The sequence below is a fragment of the Neorhizobium phenanthreniclasticum genome (genome assembly GCF_040066075.1).
Taxonomy (GTDB): domain Bacteria; phylum Pseudomonadota; class Alphaproteobacteria; order Rhizobiales; family Rhizobiaceae; genus Neorhizobium; species Neorhizobium petrolearium.
Genome location: NZ_JBEAAL010000075.1, coordinates 1 through 1925, shown reverse-complemented (window position 1 = coordinate 1925; position 1925 = coordinate 1). Strand labels below are relative to the sequence as shown.

Annotated in this window: 1 protein-coding gene and 1 pseudogene; one reads left to right on the top strand and one right to left on the bottom strand. The window is 54.3% G+C overall.

The genetic code is table 11. From position 1 onward, the window contains the following. The first annotated feature begins 566 nt into the window (after window positions 1-566). Window positions 567-1259: a TetR/AcrR family transcriptional regulator gene (locus tag ABK249_RS33735; RefSeq protein ID WP_210059130.1), complete on the top strand. Its 693-nt coding sequence runs from the start codon at window positions 567-569 to the stop codon at window positions 1257-1259. A gap of 293 nt (window positions 1260-1552) precedes the next feature. Here the strand turns inward: ABK249_RS33735 and ABK249_RS33730 are convergent. Beyond that, window positions 1553-1738, bottom strand: a pseudogene (locus ABK249_RS33730) (transposase); the annotation flags it as partial. Window positions 1739-1925: the final 187 nt, after the last annotated feature.

Below are 1925 nucleotides of genomic sequence, written 5' to 3'. Positions count from 1 at the left end.
CCTGGAGACAGGATCGCACCCATCACTAGGACCAGCAGAGGGTCCCAACCGGGCGCCGTGAACCAGGGACGAAACGACGACAGCCACTGGCGAAGGATGTGCGGAACAGGATCACCCGACCCGACGCAGTTCTCATTATGATCGGTCATCCAACGGTTCGAATCCGGTCACACGAAACAAGCAAGGCAAGGAGACTGCGGCGAACTGATTCACCCAGTTCAGATCATACAAAATGCGTGCGCTGATACTCGCTATAGGGGGCTGCACGCAGCATATCGGCGCCGCCAACCAACTCAAAATCCCAAAGAATTTTGTACAAAGTCGAGCTTAGGGCGAGCCACCTCACTCCCGAAGAAGGACATACGGCCTTACAGAACAGAGAGCCTGAACTGCGATGCTGATACCAAAGCTTGACAACCGCGACGAGAGAAACACGTGCCATGGGAGCTGCCACTTTCGTCCGGCTTGTCGAACTGATCGATTCAGGAAACTTGACGTAGGACGCATTGCCGCGCATGTTTTCAAGGAAATCGAACCGACTGGTTTGGAAAAAAAGAAGAACAGAGATGACCGAGGAAAAAACCGAGGATCGCTGTTTACTCACCCAGAAGCAGGGCCGCCTTGCCGCCGGTGCGGACCCGGTCAAGCGAGTGCAGATCATCGAAGGTGCAAAGCGTGTCTTCATGAGGCTGGGCTTCGATGCGGCGAGTGTGAACGAGGTTTGCCGCGAAGCCGGCGTCTCGAAAGCTACAATCTACGTCTATTTCGAAAACAAGGAGGATCTGTTCAGCGCTATTGTAGAGGATGAGCGCCAGCGCTTTATGCTCATACTGAACTCTGTTCTAACGGATAGCGTGGAAGTCGAGGCCGGACTCTACCGTTTCGGCGTCGACTTGACAAGCCACGTTACCTCCTCGCATAGCCTCGGCGCAATACGGATGCTCATCGGCGTAGCCACGCGGATGCCGCATCTTTGCAGTCAATTCTTCCATTCTCGGGGCAGAGCCCGGGCTATGCTTGAGGACTTCGTCAAGCGGCACATTGAGCGGGGTAACTTGATCGCAGAGGATCCCGCCCTCGCTGCTAATCAATTTATCGAGCTTGCCAGTGGTAGCCTCTTCAATTTCCGCCTCTTCGGCAATCTGGAGGACGAACCTCCGTGGGAGGAGGTAGATTTCGCCGTAAAGAGCGCAATCCGCATATTCATGGCCGCCTATGCCAACTCGGACACCTCCAGGAGCGCGGTTTCCACTGCCTAGGGCCCTAAAGGCTCAGTCTTTAGTCCGTCCTGAGGATTCCGAAAACTATTTTGTTTTCAGGGATTCCCAAGATGACTGAAGTATAGGCAGCTGCGGGAAATCAGGTTCTGGGGCTCGATTTTCTGGGCAGAGCGTCCGAAAATTCTTTGGATCGATGACGGCATGGGTTGGTTTGGGCCGGAACTCTGTAGGTGACGAGATTTCCCGGATTTCAATGCTCAAAGCCCTGAGAAGGCATGATTGGGCATCTGTTCGCCCCTGTATGGTTCAAAAAAAGTGCGTAGGGCGACCTGTCATACCCTGGGGGCGGCAATCAGACCCGGAACGCCGACAAGGGTGATGGCTCTTTTGATATTGTAGGCCAGCGCCGTCAGGCTGAACTCCCCTCGAACGTTTTCCAGGCGCCGCATGAGGAACGCGCCCTGATACATCCATTGTTTGATCGCGCCGAACGGATGCTCCACGGTACGCATACGGCGTAGACCACAGGAATTCGCATGACGTGCGTGCTATTGTTGTCTGATGGATATCGACGAAGAGTAAGCGCCGTCTCCGCCCCATTGGATTGGGTGTATTTTGAGGCTTGCTGCGTATGCGAGAAGGTTTCCAGTTTTATCTGGAGATTTGCATGGCAGATGATGGATTTGTCGGTCGCTACGAAGTTGT